Source organism: Rhodothalassium salexigens DSM 2132, from assembly GCF_004341375.1.
In the GTDB taxonomy this organism is placed as follows: domain Bacteria; phylum Pseudomonadota; class Alphaproteobacteria; order Sphingomonadales; family Rhodothalassiaceae; genus Rhodothalassium; species Rhodothalassium salexigens.
In genome coordinates this window covers 473137-492515 of record NZ_SLXO01000001.1, presented here as the reverse complement: position 1 = coordinate 492515, position 19379 = coordinate 473137, and the positions used below count along the sequence as shown (strand labels likewise).

The 19379-nt window shown below is 67.0% G+C and carries 12 protein-coding genes and 1 tRNA gene; 7 read left to right on the top strand and 6 right to left on the bottom strand.

All coding sequences use genetic code 11. From position 1 onward, the window contains the following. The first annotated feature begins 13 nt into the window (after positions 1-13). The 3 genes from guaA to EV659_RS02100 all read left to right on the top strand — a co-directional run bounded on the left by guaA (position 14) and on the right by EV659_RS02100 (position 4985). Positions 14-1579: a glutamine-hydrolyzing GMP synthase gene (guaA, locus tag EV659_RS02110; RefSeq protein WP_132707005.1), complete on the top strand. Its 1566-nt coding sequence runs from the start codon at positions 14-16 to the stop codon at positions 1577-1579. 299 nt (positions 1580-1878) lie between these two features. Further along, the gene (locus EV659_RS02105) at positions 1879-4317 is read left to right on the top strand and encodes a YecA family protein (RefSeq protein WP_132707003.1); all 2439 of its coding nucleotides are present in this window, start codon (positions 1879-1881) and stop codon (positions 4315-4317) included. Between the two features lie 591 nt (positions 4318-4908). Next, positions 4909-4985: transfer RNA gene (locus tag EV659_RS02100), tRNA-Pro, on the top strand. 48 nt (positions 4986-5033) lie between these two features. On the opposite strand, the gene EV659_RS02095 is transcribed toward EV659_RS02100, so the two are convergent. The 3 genes from EV659_RS02095 to EV659_RS02085 are packed head-to-tail and all read right to left on the bottom strand — an operon-like array spanning position 5034 to position 10797. Continuing rightward, positions 5034-8216, bottom strand: coding sequence for an efflux RND transporter permease subunit (locus EV659_RS02095; protein ID WP_132707001.1), 3183 nt, complete (start codon positions 8214-8216; stop codon positions 5034-5036). Beyond that, positions 8213-9349, bottom strand: a complete 1137-nt coding sequence (locus tag EV659_RS02090) for an efflux RND transporter periplasmic adaptor subunit (protein WP_132707000.1) — start codon at positions 9347-9349, stop codon at positions 8213-8215. The genes EV659_RS02095 and EV659_RS02090 overlap by 4 nt, the downstream gene beginning before the upstream one ends. Further along, positions 9346-10797: an efflux transporter outer membrane subunit gene (locus EV659_RS02085; RefSeq protein ID WP_165878654.1), complete on the bottom strand. Its 1452-nt coding sequence runs from the start codon at positions 10795-10797 to the stop codon at positions 9346-9348. The genes EV659_RS02090 and EV659_RS02085 overlap by 4 nt, the downstream gene beginning before the upstream one ends. Positions 10798-11274: 477 nt before the next feature. On the opposite strand from EV659_RS02085, the gene EV659_RS02080 reads away from it, so the two are divergent. Next, positions 11275-11967: a queuosine precursor transporter gene (locus tag EV659_RS02080; RefSeq protein ID WP_132706996.1), complete on the top strand. Its 693-nt coding sequence runs from the start codon at positions 11275-11277 to the stop codon at positions 11965-11967. Between the two features lie 188 nt (positions 11968-12155). Continuing rightward, positions 12156-12935, top strand: coding sequence for a class I SAM-dependent methyltransferase (locus tag EV659_RS02075; RefSeq protein ID WP_165878653.1), 780 nt, complete (start codon positions 12156-12158; stop codon positions 12933-12935). A 111-nt stretch (positions 12936-13046) separates the two neighbouring features. On the opposite strand, the gene xth is transcribed toward EV659_RS02075, so the two are convergent. The 3 genes from xth to erpA form a co-directional block, all read right to left on the bottom strand. Then, positions 13047-13820 (bottom strand): exodeoxyribonuclease III, encoded by a 774-nt coding sequence (gene xth, locus EV659_RS02070; protein WP_132707164.1) that lies wholly within the window; start codon positions 13818-13820, stop codon positions 13047-13049. A gap of 237 nt (positions 13821-14057) precedes the next feature. Next, entirely contained in the window at positions 14058-15467 is a 1410-nt protein-coding gene (gene bcmE, locus EV659_RS02065) for a thiamine pyridinylase (protein ID WP_132706992.1), read from the bottom strand. A gap of 385 nt (positions 15468-15852) precedes the next feature. Continuing rightward, entirely contained in the window at positions 15853-16194 is a 342-nt protein-coding gene (erpA, locus tag EV659_RS02060; RefSeq protein WP_132706990.1) for an iron-sulfur cluster insertion protein ErpA, read from the bottom strand. Positions 16195-16344: 150 nt separating this feature from the next. Between erpA and EV659_RS02055 the strand changes: the two genes are divergently transcribed. Then, positions 16345-17586, top strand: a complete 1242-nt coding sequence (locus tag EV659_RS02055; protein ID WP_132706988.1) for a deoxyguanosinetriphosphate triphosphohydrolase — start codon at positions 16345-16347, stop codon at positions 17584-17586. Then, entirely contained in the window at positions 17583-19337 is a 1755-nt protein-coding gene (argS, locus tag EV659_RS02050) for an arginine--tRNA ligase (RefSeq protein ID WP_132706986.1), read from the top strand. The genes EV659_RS02055 and argS overlap by 4 nt, the downstream gene beginning before the upstream one ends. Positions 19338-19379: the final 42 nt, after the last annotated feature.

Sequence of the window (19379 nt, the reverse complement as noted above, 5' to 3'; positions counted from 1 at the left end):
AAGGCCGGTCATCATGACCGTGACCGATACTCAAGACCGCATCCTCATCGTCGATTTCGGCAGCCAGGTAACCCAGCTCATCGCGCGCCGGGTGCGCGAAGCCGGCGTCTACTGCGAAATCCAACCGTTCAACAAGGTCGACGACCGCAGCATGGCGGCGTTCGCGCCCCGGGGCGTGATCCTGTCGGGCGGCCCGGCCTCGGTGACCGAGGCGGAGACGCCGCGCGCTCCCGACGCCTTGTTCGCCATGGGCGTGCCGGTGCTCGGCATCTGTTATGGCCAGCAGACCATGGTCGCGCAGTTGGGCGGCTCGGTTACCGCGTCTGACCATCAGGAATTCGGCCGCGCCTTTCTCGACCTGAAGGAGCCCTGCGCCTTGTTCGAGGGTGTTTGGGAGCCCGGCAGCCGCGAACAGGTGTGGATGAGCCATGGCGACCATGTGGACCGGCTGCCGGAGGGCTTCCGGGTGGTCGCCCAGTCGGACGGTGCGCCGTTCGCCTTCATCGCCGACGACGCGCGGCGCTTCTACGGCGTCCAGTTTCACCCCGAGGTGACCCACACGCCCCATGGCGGCCAGTTGCTGCGCAATTTCGCGCTTGGCGTCTGCGGCTGTGCGGGCGATTGGACCATGGCGGCGTTCCGCGACACCAAGATCGCCGAGATCCGCGCCCAGGTGGGCGACCGGCGGGTGATCTGCGGCCTGTCGGGCGGCGTCGACAGCTCGGTGGCGGCGGTGCTGCTGCACGAGGCGATCGGCGACCAGCTCACCTGTGTGTTCGTCGACCACGGCCTGTTGCGCGCCGGCGAGGCCGAGCAGGTGGAGCGCCTGTTCCGCGACCATTACAATATCCCGCTGATCGCGCGCGACGCCAGCGACCTGTTCTTGAGCGCGCTCAACGGCGTCGACGACCCCGAGCGCAAGCGCAAGATCATCGGCGGCCTGTTCATCGACGTGTTTCAGGAAGAGGCCCAGAAGGTGGAGAATGCCGGCCTGCTGGCCCAGGGCACGCTCTACCCGGATGTGATCGAGAGCGTGTCGTTCGCCGGCGGCCCGTCGGTGACCATCAAGTCGCACCACAATGTGGGCGGTCTGCCCGAGCGGCTGAACCTGGAACTGGTCGAGCCGTTGCGCGAATTGTTCAAGGACGAGGTGCGCGCGCTCGGCCGCGAGTTGGGTCTGCCCGAGCGGATGATCGGCCGCCACCCGTTCCCCGGGCCGGGTCTGGCGATCCGCATTCCGGGCCCGGTGTCGGCGGACAAGGCCGACATCCTGCGCAAGGCGGATGCGATCTATCTGGAAGAGATCGAGAAGGCGGGGCTTTACGACGCCATCTGGCAGGCGTTTGCGGTGCTTTTGCCGGTCAAGACGGTGGGCGTGATGGGCGACAGCCGCACCTACGACCATGTCTGCGCGCTGCGTGCGGTGACCGCGGTCGACGGCATGACCGCCGACAGCTATCCCTTCGACCACGCCTTCCTGTCGCAAGTGGCGACCCGGATCATCAACGAGGTGCGCGGCATCAACCGCGTCGTCTACGACGTCACCTCCAAACCCCCCGGTACCATCGAGTGGGAGTAGGGAAAAAGGATGCTCTGGCGGGCTGTGGCGGGGAATATCGTAGAACAGGCAGCGCCTTATGCCTGTTTCAGTGAATCATCTGACTTGAACTGTCGATCCGCGTTCGCTTTGCGCCAAGCTTATGATTTTTCAGACTCTCATCTCGACTTGCCGCTGCCCCGCTCGTGCCTATAGAAGAATTTTGACGGACTTTCTGACGGTGTTTTAGTGAGGCCGGCTCCTGAAAGGACCATCAGCAATTTGCTGCTCTGGGTGTGACGGTACTTTTGCTAAAGCCCTTCGGCTGTTCGCGAGGCGTCATGGCGAAAAAACGCAGGCGAAAGCAGAAACTTCGAACCGCGACGCCAGACGATCATTTCGCTGCGGGTCCATTTGAATTCGCGCGTTTTGGGCGCCTTATCGTAAGTCGTTCGCGAGCTAGCGCCGCGGACTGGGAGGAAGCAAACGCGAGGGCCGCCGCTCCGCTCCCGACGATCACTTCTGAGATCGATGAACTCGTGGCGCAAATTGCCGAGCAGGTCGCAAGGCTTCCAGGCGAGCGCCTGCTTCATCGTGCTTGGTGGGAGTTCGCGGCAAAAAACATCACCGGCGATGGCCAAGACGCCCCAGAGTCGATCGCTGCCATGCGAATGATCGACTATGTCCAAAGCGTCATAGCATCAGTCAAACCCGTAGAAAACGTAGCGAGCGAGGTCAGTGAAGAAGAATGGGCGCTCCTGTCCGAGCGCGTCGAAACCCTGTTTGCGCGCCTTACTCTCGGATATCAGATAGCGCTGACAGCCTCCAAAAAGAAAGACAACAAGGACCTCGACATGGAGCTCGAAGAGTTCCGTCTTCGGGCCGAGGTCATGTGGATGAATGTCCGAGGCGAACGTTATCAATGCCACGAGAGGCAGGCGCTCGAAGATATTCTACTACCTCACTCCGACGTGTTGGTTCGCCTTTTTGGGATCGATGCAAGAGCGCTGATCGACGAGCTGGACAAGATACTCGCCAAGCTTTCGCGCGGTCTTATGGACTTGACGGTCGAGTTTGAGAGCTTTCGAGCAGACACGCTGAACCGGCTGGACGAACTCGCCAAGAATACTGGTTCCACCGACATAGAATCGCTTCGCGATGAGGTGTTCAAGGATCCCTCGCTTGAAGCGAGGCGTGAGCGCATCGGCGGAGAGCTTTTTGGCCTCGACCTGTACGATGTCGGGAAGAACACGGATATCCCCAAGGCGCTGCTCGACGAGCTGACCTGGGCTCCGGGTGAAGAAGAAGATTTCTTCGCGCCTGGCCCGTTCCGGGGCTGGCCGTTGCGGTTGTGGCCAACCATGAAACGGCCCTTTATCCGTTTGCAGGGCCGCACGCTGTGCTTCGACATGTTTACGCTGTTCGACGGCTTTTATCGCGTCATACAACGCATCGTGTTTCGCCTAGAACCCGACTACCGGACAAACTGGAATGAGCGGCAAAAGACTGTCTCCGAAGAGCTGCCTTTCAGATACTTGTCCCGTCTCTTACCTGGGGCACAGATAGTTCGGCCCGTATACTACCGTTGGAAATCCGGTGACGGGCCGGCCCAATGGCACGAGGCCGACGGGCTCGTTATTTACGACGACCACCTGATCGTTGTTGAAGTGAAGGCTGGCGCCTTCACCTACACGTCGCCGGCAACCGACTTACCTGCACATATTGCGTCGCTTGAAAACCTGGCCCGCAGCCCCGCCTCACAGGGCAACCGCTTCGTCGACTATTTTGAGAGCGCATCCGAAGTCGTCATCGCTGATAGCGATCATAACGAGATCGGCAGGTTACGGCGGTCCACCTTCAGGCACGTCACCATCTGTGCAGTTACGCTCGATCCCTTCACGGAGCTGGCCGCTCGGGCGCAGCACCTCAAGAAAATTGGAGTGGACATCGGCAAGCGCCCCGTCTGGCTGCTGTCGGTCGATGACTTGCGAGTGTATGCGGACCTCATCGGCGATCCGCTGACATTCCTGCATTTTGTCGAACAACGAATGACCGCAGCGCAGTCAGAGCTTGTCGATCTGAACGACGAAATGGATCACCTTGGCTTGTATCTGAAGGAGAACAATTACGCCATGTATGCCGCTGAGTTGGTCGGGGGCGACACGGCGAAGCTGCAGTTTGACGGCTACCGCACGCCGATCGACGACTACTACTCAGCGGTAATTCGCGGCGAGCCTGCGGGAGCGCCCCGCCAGGAGAAGCCGGTTCGGATCGCCGAGATTATTGACTTCTTGAACAAGTCGCAAAAGCCTGGGCGATCTGCCGTCGCAAGCTTTCTTCTCGATGCGGCAGGTGATCATCGCGAGACGATCGCCAAGCTCATTGATGAGCAGATCAAAGGGAATTCGAAACTCGGGCGTCCGAAGCCGTTTTCGACATATGGAGACCACGCATTTACGCTTTGGACCTGGTCTCCACCGGTTCAGCGAGACTCAGTCTTCGCCTTGAGACATACGATGGCCGTGGTTGCGGCTGCGCATGAAGAACGGCGACTGATGCTTGAGCTTGAATTCGATGCGAGGGGGAAGGTTGAAGATATCCATTGGTCGCATGTGAATCTCGATGGGCTCTCTGCGGACGAGAGGGCCGAGGTGGAGCAAGCTGCAATTGAACTAAGGCGGCAGCGAGTGGCCGCAGCAAAGAAAGATCACAAGATTGGCCGCAATGAACCCTGTCCATGCGGTAGCGGGAAAAAATACAAGAAGTGCTGTCTCGTGTAGGCGCCTTGAATAGGCGCTGACTGTATCTTTTGTCGCCCGCTTGCTGAGGGCGTCCCCAAGATCGAGAATAAAAATCGTCCGATCGGTGTCGATTGTCCATGAAAGCGAGGATCTATTTGCTTGGTCGAATTCACCTTTAGAATCATAAGCCGAGGATATTTGACGGATTCGTTGACGGACGATTCTTAGAAAGACAATGGAAAACTCCCATGAAACCAATGTTTTATGGTTAGCCGAAGCGATAGAGTGGGAATGAGGACTGCGGGACACGCTGGCGGGTTCTAGCGGAAACGCCGGCTCGGACACGTGCCGGGCTATGGAATGGCTCGGCAACGGTCTGCGGCCGATTGTCGGTCGGAAGCCTCGTCGTGGTGGCCTGAGCCGGTCGGTGTGACCTGCCACTGAACCCTCTCCCAGCCGACCGGGGAGCAGGCTGTGTCTACGCCCATTGGCAGCGCTTGAGCCCATGTCCGTCTCCGCCCGGCCGCCACGTTTTTTTTGCGACCGGTTGGTCATGCGGTCGCGGTGTCGATTTTGCCGACCGCTTTGGGGCTTGCGTCCGGGGGGCGGAGCCCCTAGGAGGAAAGCAGGCGGGGAGTGGCGCAGCCTGGTAGCGCATCTGCTTTGGGAGCAGAGGGTCGCAGGTTCGAATCCTGTCTCCCCGACCAGCCTTGCCAGCGTCGAGCCGTGCCCCAGAGGGGCCGAGAGCCCGCGCGTCAGCGTGCGGGCGGCTGGATGTTGTGGGCGAGGGCGTAGACCACCGGCACGAACACCATGGTGATCAGCGTGCCGACCGCCAGCCCGGCCATGATGGTGATCGCCATCGAGACCCAGAACGGATCGCTCAGCAACGGCGTCATGCCCAGGATGGTGGTGCTGGCGGCCAGCAACACCGGCCGCAGACGCAGCTTGGCAGCGTCCACCAGCGCCTCGTGGGCGTCCTGGCCGTCGCGGCGGTTGGCGCGGATCTGGTCGATCAGCACCACCGCGTTCTTGATCATCATGCCGGTCAGGCTGAGCGCCCCCAACAGCGCCATGAAGCCGAACGCCGCGCCGGTGGCCAGCAAGCCCGCCGTGATGCCGATCAGCGCAAACGGGATCGCCGCGACGATGATCAGCATCGGCCGCAGCGCGTTGAACAGCGCCACGATGATCAACAACATCGCCGCACCCGCCGGCACCAGGCCGGGCAACAGCGAGCGTTGCGCGGTGGTGGCGCTTTCATACTCGCCGTCCAACTCGAACGCATAGCCCGGCGGCAGGTCGATGGCCTCGATCCGGTCGCGCACCGACGCCCACAGGCTTGGGAAGGTGACGCCGTCGATGGGGTTGGTCTGCACGGTGATCGCCCGGCGCCGGTCGAAGCGCTGGATCACCGGGTCCTCGAACGCCAGGTCGAGCCCGTCGGTCACCTGGTCGAGCGGCACCGTGGCGGTGGAGAAGGTGGGCCGCACCGACAGCGCGCCGAGCGTGTCCAGCGTCTCGCCGTTCTGGCCGTCCTTGCGCGCCAGGATCGGCAGCAGGTCGTCGCCGTCGCGGTACAGCCCCACCGGCACGCCGTCATGGCTGCGGCGCAGGCTCGACGCCACGTCGTCGCGGGTGACCCCGGACCAGCGCGCCTGCTTCTGGTCGTAGCGCGCGACCAGTTTCGGCACCGGGTGGCGCCAGTCGGTGCGCACGTCCTCGGTCAGCGGGCTGGCGCGCAGGATGTCCTCGGCTTCGGCGGCAAGCGCCTTGAGCACCGCCACATCGGCGTCGGCCGGTCCGGTGAACCGCCCCTCGAACTGCCAGGTGTTGCCCGGGCCCACGGTGTAGCGCTTGACCAGCACGATGCCGGGCACATTGGCGCGCGCCCACGCCTTGATGTCGGCATAGGCACGGTCGAGCGCCGCCGGGTCCGCCACATTGACCAGAAGCTGGCCATAGGACGGGTTGAGCGGTTCGGGCTCCACCGGCAGGTAGAAGCGCGGCGCGCCCCGGCCGAGAAAGGTGGACACGCCGGTCACGTCGGGGTGGGCGCGGGCGCGCTCGGCGAGCGGAGCCAGATTGGCTTCCACTTGGGCGAGGGTCTGCGCCTCTTCGGCCCAATAATGGATGGTGAACTGCGGCCGGCTGGCGAACGGAAAGAAATTCCGCTCCACCTGGGCGAAGCCGTAGACCGAGCCGGCGAACGCCACCACCATGACCGCCAGCACCGCCCAGCGCCGGGCCAGCGCGGCGCGCAGCGTGGCGTCGAAGGCGCGGGTCAGCCGGGTGTCGCCGGGGCTGCGGCCGGCGCTGGCCGGTGTGGCGCGCAACAGCCCCATGGATTGCAGCGGCGTGAAGGTGATCGACAGCACCCAGCTGAGCAGCAGCGACACCGCGATCACCTGGAACAGCGCGGCGCAAAACTCGCCCACGTTCGACGGCGCGGCGTAGACCGGATAGAAGGACAATACCGCGATCACCGTGGCGCCGAGCAACGGCCAGGCGTTGCTGACGGTGGCGCGCACGCTGGCCTCGAACCGGCCCATGCCGCGGTCGAGCCGCACGGCGATATTCTCCGACACCACGATGGCGTTGTCGACGATCATGCCCAACGCCACCACCATGGCGCCGAGCGATACCCGGTGCAGGTCGATGTCCCACAGCCCCATGACGATCAGCGTGCCGAGGATCGACAGCACCAGCGCGCTGGAGATGATCGCGCCCATGCGCCAGCCCATGGCGAGCGTCAACACCACGGTGACGATCGCCACCGACTGGGCCAGCGACCACAAGAAGCCACTGACCGCCTTGTCCACCAGGTCGGCCTGCCAGGCCACCCGGTGCAACTCCAGCCCCACGGGCAACTGGGCGTTCAGCCGCTCGACGGCGGCGCCGAGCCGAACGCCCAGATCGACCACATTGGCGTCGGCCTGGTTGGACACGGCGATGGCGATCGCCGGCAGGCCGTTGTGGCGCATTCGGTTTAAGGGCGGTTCCACATAGCCCAGGCTGACCCGCGCCACGTCGCCGAGCCTGACGGTTTCGAGCCCGGGCCGGGCGCCCGGCGTCTGTTGCAGGTCGCGCGGCGACGGCCGCAGGATCAGGTTTTCGATGTCTTCGGGGCTGTCGAACGCGCCCGCCACCTCGACGCGCAGCCGGCCGCTTTGGGCATCGAGCGCGCCGGCGTCGACCACCGCGTTCTGGGTGGCGAGGGTCTGCAACACCGTCTCGGCCGACAGCCCGAGCGAGCGGATGCGCGCGTCGGAGATGTCCACATAGATCGCCTTGCGCTGCACGCCCCACAAGTCGACCCGCGACACGCCGTCGATCAGCGACAGCGCGCGCTTGATATCCTCGCCCCGGTCTTCGAGCGCGGCGCGGTCGAAGCCGTCGCCGGTCAGCGCCAGCACATGGCCATAGACCTCGCCGAAATCGTCGTCGCGGACCACCGGCGGGCCGGCGCCGGGCGGCAGGTCGCCGGCCACGTCGCGCATGCGCTTGCGCAGCTTGTCCCAGATCTGCGGCATGTCGGTGCCGCGAAACTGTTCCTGGATATCCACCTTGACCATCGACAGGCCGGCCCGGTTGGTCGACTGCACATAGCGCAATTCGGGCAGTTCCTGGACCGCCAGCGCGATCTTCTCGCTGACCTCGCGTTCCACTTCCTCGGGCGCGGCACCGGGATAGGGGGTCAGCACCAGGGCGGTCTTGATGGTGAAGGTGGGGTCTTCAAGCCGGCCCAACTGGAAAAAGCTCAACAGCCCGCCCAAGGCCACCACGGCGATCGCGAACACCGTGGTAGTGCGCGCGGCGATGGCGGCGCGCACCAAGGCGGCTATGGCGCCGCGCGGCGGTTCGGCATCGCCATTGCCAGGGGCGGTTTGCCGGTCGGCGGCGGCCGCGTCTTGGCGTCCGGTCTCGCGCCCGGTCATGGCATGGCCTCGCCCGGTTGGGCCGCTTCGGGCAGCGGGCGCACGCGTTGGCCTTCGCTCAGCGACTGGGCGCCGGCGATGACCACCCGGTCGCCGGGGCCGAGCCCGCGCACCCGGGCGCCGCGCGCGGCCAGCGGCGTGCGCGCCTCGACGGTGACGGCCACCCGGGTCACCGTGGCGGTGCCGTCGGCCTCGGCGCGCAGGGTCCACACGGCGGTGCCGCTATCGGTCTGGACCAGGGCGGCGGTGGGCAGGGTGAACAGGTCGCCCCGGTCGGCGCGGCGCAGCGTGAAGCCGGCGCGCCCGGCCTGGCCCGGCAGCACCAGCCGCTCGGCCGGCGGCGCGAAGGTGAGCGTGACCGGATAGGTGCGCGTGGTCGCCGAGGGCTCGCTGCCCACTTCGGTGATCTCGGCGGGCACCGCCGCGTCGGGATAGGCGTCGAGGCGCACCCAACTGGCGCTCACCCGGTCGAGGCTGAGGCGCAGGCGCTCGGGCACGTCGACGGTCATTTCCAGGCGCGAGCGGTCGACCAGCCGGACGATCGGCTGGGTCGGCTGGATGTTCTCATAGGCCTCGGTGAAGGTGGCCACCACCTCGCCGGCGAACGGCGCGCGCAACTCGGTGTCGTCGAGCGCCTTCTGGGCGATGTTCAGCTGCGACTGTGCGGCGTCGAAGGCGGCGCGGGCGTCGGACAGCGCCTGTTTGGACACCGCACCGGTCTCGGCCGCCCGGGCGACGCGCTGGTATTGCGCGCGGGTGCGGTCGCGTTCGGCGGTCGCCTGGGCGACCCGGTTCTCGAAATCGCGCGGGTCGAGCCGGGCCAGCAACTCGCCCTCGGCCAGTGTCGAGCCCACCTCCACCGGCAGGTCGAGCACCGTGCCGGGCACCGTGAAGGCGAGGGTGGCGCTCTCTACCGCCGCGGTGACGCCGGGGAAGGAGCGCGTGTCGGCGGCCGCCTCGCGCGCCAGGGTCAGCGTCTTGACCGGTCGCGGGGCGGCCGCCGGCGCCGGGTCGTCGGACCCGGCGTCACAGGCCAGGAGCGGCCCGGTCAGCGCCACGGCGAACAGCGCGCGGGCGGCGGCTTTGGCGAGCCCGCGTCGGCGCGGGAGCGGGGCTTGGGCGGGCAGGCTCATGGCGTTTCGTCCTCGTCCGTGGCCCCCGTTGCGGGGGGCTGGCCCGGCACGGGCACGCTTTGCCAGCCGCCGCCGACCGCGCGATAAAGCGCGATCAGGCTGGTCACCAGCAGGCCCCGGCTCTGGACCAGTTGATCCTCGCTCGACAGCAGCGACCGTTCGCTGTCGAGCACGTTTTGAAAGTCGGTCAGGCCGATCTCGTACAGTTCCTTGACCTGGGTGACCGCCTGGCGCGACGCGGCGACCGCCCGTTCGAGCGCCCGGCGCCGGTCCAATTCCTCGCCATAGGCGATCAGCGCCGCCTCCACGTCCTGCAAGGCGACCAGCACGGTTTGCTCGTAAGCGGCCAGCGCCTGGGCGGTGCGCGCGCGTTCGGCGTCCACCCGGGCGCTGAGCGCGCCGGCGCTGAACAGATTGGCCGCCAGGCTCGGGCCGACCGAGAAGAACCGGTTGGCGGCGTCGAACAGGCCGGTGCCCACCGCCGCGGTGCCGAACACGCCCGACAGGGTCAGGCGCGGCAGCCGCTCGGCCTGGCGCGCGCCGATGCGCTCGGTCTGCGCCGCCAGGAGCCGCTCGGCGCGGCGGATGTCCGGGCGCTGGCGCAGCGTGTCGGCGGGGATGCCGACGCCGACCGGGCCGCCAAAGCGCGGGATCGGCGCTGGCTGGTCCAGGCGCTCGGCCAAGGCCGGGTCGAGGCGGCCGGGCTGGGCGCCGACCAGCACGGCGAGCGCGTTGCGGGTGCGTTTGATGGCGCTTCTCAGGCGCGGGATGGTCGCCTCGGAGGTGGCCAGCGCCTGGGTCGCCTGGTGCGCTTCCAACTCGGGCGCCAGTTCGGCGGCCAGGCGGTTTTGCACCAGGGCCAGGGACTGGCGCTGGGCGGCCACATTGCGCTCGGCCACCGCCAGGCGTTGTTGCAGGATGCGCAGCGACACATAGCGATTGGCGATCTCGGCATAAAGCACCACCAGCGCGTCCTGATAGCCGGCCACCGCCGCCGCCTCGGCCGCCTCGGCCGAGCGGATCGTGCGCACGACCCGGCCCCACAGGTCGGCCTCCCAGGCGCCCTGGATCGCCAGCGCGCTGACCGTCGCGCCCTGGCCGCCGGTCAGCGGGAACAAGGCGCGCGGCTGGCGGCTGCGCACGCCGAGCCCGCCCACATTGACGGTCGGGAACAAAAGGCTTTGCGCCACGCCGGCATCGGCGCGCGCCTCGCCAAGCCGGGCGCGGGCCAGGGCCAGGGACGGGCTCGCCTCGGTCGCCCGGTCGATCAGGGCGTCGAGCGTGTCGTCGCCCAATTGCTGCCACCAGCCGGCCAGCCGCACGTCGCCCGGCGTCAATTGGCCGCGCAGGTCCTGGCGCCATACCGGCATGGCTTCGGTCTCGGGCCTCTTATAGTCAGGCCCGACCGCGCAGCCGGCCAGCAGCACCATGGGCAACAATGTGGCCACCAACGTCGCCATCGCCCGGCTTGGCTGGCGGCGGCGGCGGGGCGGGCGCAAGCCGGTGAGTGGGCCAGTGAATGGGCCGGTGGATCGACTTGCGGGCGGGCCGCCATGGGGGCGTCGGCGATTGCCGCTCCGGCGGCTCTGGGGCGCACAAGCGGGCTGTGAGGCGGGGGAATAAGCTAGCATCGAGGGGCGAACGCGCATGGGACATCCACTTGGCTACCGTCGGCAATCGGGCTGGCGAATGCAAGCGCGGCCGCGTCCGGGCGGTCACGGGGGCCGCGATCCGATCACGTGTGGCTTCTGTGTGGCACGGTCGCGGCGCGCACTCAACGGCGTTTGTGCGCTGCGACAAGCGGCGCGGCGGCCCATGGGCTGAACCGGGCCATCGTAGAGCCGACAGTTTGTCCCTGGTTTGCTGGCGCGTGTGCCGTTAAGCAGGGCCCGTCATGTTGCGTCGCAAGACAAAGGGGGGATGCCATGACCGATGCGGCGGCACCGCGTGTTTATCGATACTATGATTTCGTCATGGCGGCTTTTGTCGTCATCTTGATTTTGTCGAACCTGATCGGCGCGGCCAAGGTGGCCAATCTGGCCGGTTATCCCTTCGGCGCGGGGGTTTTGTTCTTTCCCTTGAGCTATGTGCTCGGCGACGTGCTGACCGAGGTCTATGGCTATGCCCGGGCGCGCCGGGTGGTCTGGGCCGGGTTCGGCGGTCTGGTGTTCATGGCGTTCATGAGCTGGGCGGTGGTGTCCATGCCGCCCGATCCCAGTTGGTCCGGCCAGGCGGCCTATGAGCAGGTGTTCGGTCAGACGCCGCGCATCGTCTTGGCGTCGCTGTGCGCCTTCTGGGCCGGCGAATTCGCCAATGCCTTTGTCATGGCGCGCATGAAGGTGCTGACCCGCGGGCGGTATCTGTGGACCCGCACCATCGGGTCGACGGTGGTCGGCCAGGGCATCGACAGCTTGCTGTTCTATCCGGTGGCGTTTCTGGGCGTCTGGGACACCTCGACCCTGGTGTTCGTGGCGGTGACCAATTTCGGCCTCAAGGTGGCCTGGGAAGCCTTGTTGACGCCGGTGACCTATCGCGTTGTCGCCCGGCTCAAGCGGCTGGAAAAGGAAGATTATTACGACACGGATACGAATTTTACGCCGTTTTCCATCGAGCGTTGAAACTTGCCTTTCGACGTCCCCGCTGCTAGCGCTATCACCCTGGCTTTATAACAATACTATAACGTGTGTGCTGGGCTATGTCCGGTGGCGTCGCGTCCTGACCCCGGATTGCCCCGACCCCGATGGTGGATCGGGCGCCGTTTGACCTGGCCGGTCGGCGGCCTGGCGGAAGGGAAGAAAGACAGACCATGAAACAAGAAGATTTGATGGCCCGGCTTGACAGCTACACCTTCTACCAGCAGGTGGACCTGGGCGGTGGCCTTAAGACACCGGGCCTGCCCACGGGGCCGAAACAACGCCAGGTCTTGCGGTTCATCGACAGCCTGGACCTGAAGGCCAAGCGGGTGCTCGACGTGGGCTGCGCCAACGGCCTGTTCTCGTTCGCGGCGGAAAAGCGGGGCGCTGGCGAGGTGGTCGCGGTCGATCACACCAAGAACAATATCGATTGCATCAACGATATCTTGGCGCTGCACTTGAAGTCGCGGGTTCGGGCGCACCACGTCAACATGCTGGACATGACGCCCGAGGTGCACGGTCGGTTCGACCTGATCGTCTTCGCCGGCGTGTTGTACCATCTTCGCTATCCGTTCCGCGGCCTTCAGGTGATCCGCGACCTGATGGCGCCGGGCGGCTACCTGGTTCTGGAGACCGGGATCTTCGAGGATTTCGGCCACCGTGCCGTGCTGAGCACGCCAAGCCCCGACGATTCGCCCCAGAAGAGCCGCGGCGGCAATGCCTGCGCCTTCTTCAACGAGCGGGGTCTGCGCGAGGCGCTGGCTTATTTCGGCTTTCGGGTCGAGCAAGCGGCGGTGCCCGGGCAGGGCTGGAAGCGACTGGTCAAGAAGGCGCTCGGCTCGCTGCCGGTGGCCTATCTGCCGATCTCCAACGCGGTGTTTTTGTGCCGCTATGACCCGGATCGCGAAGACCGGTTCTTGCGCGAATTCTACGAGGGCAATCCCGAGCGTTGAGCCCGCCGCCGTTGCGCGGGCGGGGCGATCGGGCGTGCCCCCACCGGGCCGGCGCGTGGGTCGGTTCGCCCATGCACCCTCCCCATCAATGGGGCCAGGCAGCAGGGCCAGTCAGCCGTCGGCCAGGGTGACGATCACCGGGGTATGGTCGCTGGCCTTTTCCTGACCGCGCGGCGCGCGGTCGACACGCGCGTCGACAAAGCGGTCGGCCGCTTGTGGGCTCAGCAGATGGTGGTCGATGCGGATGCCGTGGTCTTGCTGCCAGGCGCCGCGCTGATAGTCCCAGAAGGTGTAGGCGGGCCCGTGCGGCTGGACCAGACGGATCGCGTCGGTGAAGCCCAGATGCACGAGTGCGCGGAAGGCGGCGCGGCTTTCGGGCTGATAGAGCGCGTCGTCGGCCCACGCGGCCGGGTCGTGGGCGTCCTCGGGCGCCGGGATGACGTTGAAGTCGCCCGACAGCACCACCGGCCGTTCGGTCGCCAGCAGCTCTTTGGCGCGCGCGGTCAGCCGGCGCATCCAGGCCAGCTTGTAGTCGAACTTCTCGGTGCCCACGGGGTTGCCGTTGGGCAGGTAGATCGACGCCACGCGCACGCCGCCGAGCGTTGCCTCCATGTAGCGCGCCTGGGTGTCGGTGTCGTCGCCGGGCAGGCCGGTCATCACGTCGTCGAGCGGCCGGCGCGACAGCATGGCGACGCCGTTGAAACCCTTCTGGCCGTGGGTCGCCACGTGCCAGCCAGCGTCCTCGAACGCCGCGCGCGGGAAATTGTCGTCCACCGACTTGATCTCCTGCAGGCAGACCAGGTCGGCGGGGTCGTCGGCCAGCCATTCCTGCAGCCGGGGCAGGCGGGCCTTGACGCCATTGATGTTGAAGGTGGCGATGCGCATAGGGCGCATAGAGCGCGGCCCGGCGTCTTGTGTCAATCGTCGCGTGAACCGCTCCTTTTGGTGGGCCTCGCCGGTGTCACCGGCTCCCTTGAGCGGTTCGGGGGCCCCGTCGTTCTGCTGGTCGGCCATGCTCTTGATAGCCATCCCGGTCGCTCGATCGGTGCGCCGGTGGATGCGTTGGTGGGGCGGGGGAGCGGACCTGGCCCCGGGCGCGCTTGGGCGCCGCCTGAGCGGTGCTCAGCGGGCGCCGGTTGCCTGGGCCGCCTGCGCCACCGGGCAGACGGTGCAGCCGCACACCGACCCGCCTTCGGCCGCCGGCGGCTGGTTGGTCCACTGGCCGGTCCAGGCGCCATGGTCGGCGCAGACGCCGGGGCAGATGTCCTGGGCGTCGTCATTGTCGGCGATCGGCTGGCCGCTTGGATAATCGCACCCGCAGGCATAGTTCGCCCGCACCGCCGCCCGGATCGGCGCCTTGTTGTCGGCCACCCAGGTGCGGGCATCGGCCCCGAGCGAGAACAACAGCGGATCATAGTCGGTGATCAGCTTGTGCAACGGGGTATAAAGCGGGTCGATCGCGGCCAGGGCCTCGAAGGCGCTGGTGCGGTTGACCATCAGATATTGCGGCGTGCCGCCCGGTTCGGCGGGGCCGGTGGCGGCGACCACGGTGTCGGTGGCCGCCATCACATTGACCAGGTCCACCGCCAGCGCGCGGGTGCCGCGCGCCTCGGCCTTGGTGTTGACCGCGATCACGTCGGCGTAGAACAGCGGCGGGTTGCCGGTCTGGTCCGAGATCGGCAGCGGCTTGAAGGCGATGGTGGCGCGCGTTTCGGCGCTCATCTGCGACAGGGATTCGGTGAAGCCCACGGTCGCTTCGCCATAGCCGTCGCTGAACTCGACCTGGCGGTCATAGGCGCCGGGAAACTCTGCCGTGGCGTTGTAGAAACTGGCCATGCGGATCATGTCGCGCATGTCGCCGATCGCCTCGTCGTCGAGCTCGGGGGTCAGCGGCGGGGGATAGGTGCCGCTGTCGCTGTGCAGCGCGTCCAGATAGAGCGTGGCGTTGGTGGTGCCGCCGGCCATGTCGACGGTCAGGCCCATGGGCCCCGGCGGCACTTGGCTGGTATAGGTGCAGGTGCCGAGCGCCGCCTTGACCGCGCCGAGCGTCTCGGCTGCCGCCAGCGCCACATTGTTTTCGTGGTAGAACAGCATGTTGCCACAGCCGAGCAGGGGCACGGCATAGTAAGACCCGTCGACTTCGAGCCCTTGGCGCGCATAGGCCACCAGATCGTCGAGGTCGTCGATCTCGTCGGGCGCCAGGGCGTCGAGATAGCCCTGGGTGCGGAAATAGTGGAAGTACATGGCGTCGAACACGAAGACGTCATAGGCGTCGTTCGGATTGTCGCTATAGCCGCCGTCCCAGTCGTCGGCGAACGTCAACGCCACATCCGGATGCTTGGCCGCCCAGGCGTCGCGGATCGCACTTTCGAATTGGGCGAGCCGCGGCACATACGGGTAGAGTGCGACGGTAAGACGATCCTGCGCCCAACCCGGTGGTGCGGCCGGCAGCCACAGCAGGCACGCCAAGGCAACACAGCAGATCGTCCGTGCGCTCCGCCCGACGCTGGCAACGACGCGACCAAGGCCCATGGCCCATCCTCCCCCAAATCCTGGTCCGAGCCGTGCGGCCCCCGGTCGGCCGGGTTGTGCCGTCGCCGCGCAGTCTGACCCTTTGGACACACGGTATCCTAGTAACGTCCGCAGATCGAGTCGTTTTTATCGCAATGAAAAAGATGCGCCGGGAGGCAAGAGCGCCGTCACCAAGCCATGGCAACAGGCGATGGCGCGCCGTCCGCCGCGGTCGGCGGCGGACAGGGAGGAGGTTGACGAGGAGGGATCGGATCGCGAAGGGGGAGGGAGCCCCAAGGGGCGCGGAGCGACGTGGCCCGCCGTTAAACCTTAGGCCCGATCGGCGGCCAGCGGCACGGCGCCGCTCGGCCGGGCCCCCGCCCACCGGTCAGACCGAGCCCGTCGGTCAGATCGAGAAGGACGAGCCGCAGCCGCAATGGCTCGACGCATTGGGGTTCGAGACGCTGAACGCCGCGCCCACCAGGCTTTCCTTATAGTCGATTTCGGCGCCGAGCACGTACATCATCGCCATGCCGTCGATCAGCACCTTGACGCCGTGCTGTTCGGTTTCCAGGTCGCCGGGTTCGCCGGTTTCGGCGAAGTCGAAGCCATAGGAAAAGCCCGAACAGCCACCGCCGCTGACGCTGACGCGGAACTTGAGATTGTCATTGCCTTCGCGCGCGATCAGCGTTTTCAGCCGGTCGGCGGCGCGTTCGGTCAACACCACGGGGGGCGGGGCGTCTGCCATGATCGTCGTTTCCCTCGTCGGACGGTTCGGAGCGATACCTGACCGACAATGTGGGATTTCGGCGCGGCCTGTCAATCGCGGCCGGGGGCGATTGCAACAGGCTCGCAGGGCGCTTGTCCGGCCGGGGCGGCGGCGATAGGCTCGGCGGCCATGACCGATCCCAGCCCCTCCGCCCCGCCCGCGCCCTGGACCCGCCCCGACCTGGAGGCCGCCCTGGCGCCCTATGCCTGCCGCCCGAGCGCCACCCGTGGCCGGCTGGTCGCCGAGCCCGAGAGCGCCAGCCGCACGGTCTATCAACGCGACCGCGACCGGATCATCCATTGCACCGGCTTTCGCAGGCTCAAGTACAAGACCCAGGTGTTCGTCTATCACGAGGGCGACCACTATCGCACCCGGCTCAGCCACAGCCTGGAGGTGGCGCAGATCGCCCGGTCGATCGCGCGCGCCCTGGCGCTCGACGAGGATCTGGCCGAGGCGCTGGCGCTGGCCCACGATCTGGGCCACCCGCCGTTCGGCCATGCGGGCGAGGACGCGCTCGACGCCGAGATGGCGGCCTATGACGGCTTCGACCATAACGCCCAGACCCTGCGCCTGGTGACCGAGCTGGAACACCGCTACGCCGCCTTCACCGGGCTCAATCTGACTTGGGAGACGCTCGAAGGCTTGGCCAAGCACAATGGCCCGGTGGTCTCAGCGCCCATCGACCCGGCCGCCCCGCCCTTGTCGCTGCCGTTTGCGTTGCGCTGCTTCGTGCCGCGCTGGGACCTGGCGCTGCACAGCTATGCCGGCGCCGAGGCGCAGGTGGCGGCGCTGTCCGACGACATCGCCTACAACAATCACGATATCGACGACGGCCTGCGCGCCGGGCTGTTCGCGCTCGACGCCCTGGCCGAGGTGCCGCTGGTGGGCGAGACCTGCCGCGAGGTGCGCGAGGCGTGCGGGGCGGTGCCGCAGACGGTGTTCGTGCACGAACTGGTGCGCCGGCTGATCCGCCGCATGGTCGAGGATGTGTTGACCGAAAGCCGGGCGCGGCTCAGCGCCATGGCCGCGCACACGGCTGCGGACCTTCGGGGCGCGGGGCGGCCGGCGATCGCTTTCTCCGACGCCATGGCGGCCCAAGACCGCGAGCTCAAGAGCTTCTTGCGCGCACGCATGTACAACCACTATCTGGTCAATCGCGCCACCAGCAAGGGACGCCGGGTGGTCAGGGACCTGTTCGGCCTGTATACGAACGAACCGAATGTCCTGCCCGGCGAATGGGCGGCCAAATGCGACCGGGCGAAGGGGCCGGCGACCGCGCGCGCGGTCGCCGATTTCATCGCCGGCATGACCGACCGCTACGCCGTGCGCGAACACCAGAAACTCTTCGATACCTCGGATATGCCGTTATGAATGTTTTTGCGTCCCTGCATGCCGACCTGTGCGACCGGATCGCCGCCCTGGTCGACGCCGGCCGGTTGCCCGCCGGTCTCGCCACCGACGCGGTGACCATGGAGCCGCCGCGCGACCCGTCGCACGGCGACATGGCCACCAACGCCGCCATGGCGCTGGCCAAGCCCGCGGGCATGAAGCCGCGCGACCTGGCCGAGATCCTGGCGTCCGAACTGGCCGCCCTGGACGCGGTGGCGCGCGTCGACATCGCCGGGCCGGGGTTCATCAACATCACCCTGACGCCCGCCTTCTGGCGCGCGCGGCTCGACGACATGCTGGGCGAGGGCGTGGGCTATGGCGCCTCGGCCATCGGGGCGGGCGAGAAGGTCAATGTGGAGTATGTGTCGGCCAACCCCACCGGGCCGATGCATGTGGGGCACTGTCGCGGCGCGGTGGTCGGCGACGCGCTGGCCAATCTGCTCGACAAGGCCGGCTATTCGGTCACCCGCGAATACTACATCAACGACGCCGGCGCGCAGATCGACGTGCTCGCCCGGTCGGCCTATCTGCGCTATTGCGAGGCGCGCGGGCGCCATATCGGGGCGATCCCCGAAGGGCTTTATCCCGGCGACTATCTGGTGCCGGTGGGCCAGAAGCTGGCCGACATCCACGGCGACGCCTGGCTCGACCAGCCCGAGACGGTGTGGCTTGAACCGGTGCGCCGCGTCGCCACCGAGGCGATGATGGAGATGATCCGCGCCGACCTGGCGGCGCTCGGCGTCGAGCACGAGCTGTTCTTCTCCGAGCGCGACCTGCACGCCTCGGGCCGGGTCGACCGGACCATCGAGTGGTTGAAGGGCGAGGGCTTGGTCTATGAAGGCGTGCTCGAACCGCCCAAGGGCAAGAAGCCCGAGGATTGGGAGCCGCGCCCGCAATTGCTGTTCAAGGCGTCGCAGTTCGGCGACGACACCGACCGGCCGCTCAAGAAGTCCGACGGCTCGGCGACCTATTTCGCCGCCGACATCGCCTATCACGACGACAAATTCCAGCGCGGTTTCAGCCATATGGTGCTGGTTCTGGGCGCCGACCATGGCGGCTATGCCAAGCGCATGGAGGCGGCGGTCAAGGCGGTGTCGGGCGGGCAGGCCCGGCTGTCGATCCAGTTCTGCCAGTTGGTCAAGCTGATGCGCCACGGCGAGCCGGTGAAGATGTCGAAGCGCGCCGGCCAGTTCGTCACCCTGCGCGAGGTGGTCGACGAGGTCGGCCGCGACGTGGTGCGCTTCATCATGCTGACCCGCAAGAACGACGCGCCGTTGGATTTCGACTTCGCCAAGGCGCTCGAACAGTCGCGCGACAATCCGGTGTGGTATGTGCAATACGCCCATGCCCGCGCCCATTCGGCGTTCGCGCGCGCCGCAGAGCGTCACCCGGACCTCGACCTGTCGGACGCCGCCTTGCGCGCGCTCGACCCGGCCGGGCTGGTCGAGGCCGACGAACTGGCGCTGGTGCAGCGGCTGGCGCAGTGGCCGCGCGTGGTCGAACAGGCGGCGCGCGCCCACGAACCGCACCGGGTGGCCTTTTACCTCTATGAACTGGCCGGCGACTTCCATACCCTTTGGAACCGGGGCAATGACGACCCTGGCCGCCGGTTCGTGCTCGACGACGACGCAGGCCTGACCGCCGCGCGGCTCAAGCTGGTGCGCAGCGTGCAAACGGTGATCGCCTCGGGCCTCGCCGTGCTCGGCGTCGAGCCGGTGGACGAGTTGACCTGACCAAGCCAGGCCAGACCAGACCAGACCAGACCTGACCAAGCC

Excerpts from the sequence above, each read along its gene's own strand:
- guaA (WP_132707005.1), top strand. The coding sequence starts at position 14 with ATGACCGTGACCGATACTCAAGACCGCATCCTCATCGTCGATTTCGGC.
- EV659_RS02105 (WP_132707003.1), top strand. The coding sequence starts at position 1,879 with ATGGCGAAAAAACGCAGGCGAAAGCAGAAACTTCGAACCGCGACGCCA.
- EV659_RS02095 (WP_132707001.1), bottom strand. The coding sequence starts at position 8,216 with ATGACCGGGCGCGAGACCGGACGCCAAGACGCGGCCGCCGCCGACCGG.
- EV659_RS02090 (WP_132707000.1), bottom strand. The coding sequence starts at position 9,349 with ATGAGCCTGCCCGCCCAAGCCCCGCTCCCGCGCCGACGCGGGCTCGCC.
- EV659_RS02080 (WP_132706996.1), top strand. The coding sequence starts at position 11,275 with ATGACCGATGCGGCGGCACCGCGTGTTTATCGATACTATGATTTCGTC.
- EV659_RS02075 (WP_165878653.1), top strand. The coding sequence starts at position 12,156 with ATGAAACAAGAAGATTTGATGGCCCGGCTTGACAGCTACACCTTCTAC.
- xth (WP_132707164.1), bottom strand. The coding sequence starts at position 13,820 with ATGCGCATCGCCACCTTCAACATCAATGGCGTCAAGGCCCGCCTGCCC.
- bcmE (WP_132706992.1), bottom strand. The coding sequence starts at position 15,467 with ATGGGCCTTGGTCGCGTCGTTGCCAGCGTCGGGCGGAGCGCACGGACG.
- erpA (WP_132706990.1), bottom strand. The coding sequence starts at position 16,194 with ATGGCAGACGCCCCGCCCCCCGTGGTGTTGACCGAACGCGCCGCCGAC.
- EV659_RS02055 (WP_132706988.1), top strand. The coding sequence starts at position 16,345 with ATGACCGATCCCAGCCCCTCCGCCCCGCCCGCGCCCTGGACCCGCCCC.
- argS (WP_132706986.1), top strand. The coding sequence starts at position 17,583 with ATGAATGTTTTTGCGTCCCTGCATGCCGACCTGTGCGACCGGATCGCC.